Origin of the sequence: Bacillus sp. SIMBA_074 (assembly GCF_046534555.1) — a bacterium.
Lineage (GTDB): Bacteria > Bacillota > Bacilli > Bacillales > Bacillaceae_G > Bacillus_A > Bacillus_A mycoides.
Map to the genome: position 1 here is coordinate 1 of NZ_JAWRYM010000353.1, position 287 is coordinate 287.

The following is a 287-nucleotide window of genomic DNA, read 5'->3' on the forward strand; positions in this document are numbered from 1 at the left end:
GCGAGGCCCTGCCGACCGGAGCGCTGGTCGCCACCGACGGTCGCCCGGATTCCGCGGCCGTGGCCTGGCAGGTGGAGCACAACGGACCCTGGCTGTACGAGCTCGGCGAGACCCGTGCCTCGGCCTACCTGCTGCTGTCCGGTCCGACCGATCAGGACCACCAGTGGTCGGTCGCCGTGCGGCCGGGCGCTCCGTTCGTCTCCGCCCGCGCTTCCGTCGCTCTCGGCGGGTCGGGCGCTCCGGGCGGACTCGACAGCGCCCTCGGCGCGCTGACCGACCAGCGGCGC

At 75.6% G+C, this 287-nt stretch carries 1 pseudogene; it reads left to right on the top strand.

Annotation, left to right across the window (positions count from 1 at the left end):
• Positions 1 to 287 (top strand): annotated as a pseudogene (locus SB773_RS31130) (alpha-galactosidase); the annotation flags it as partial.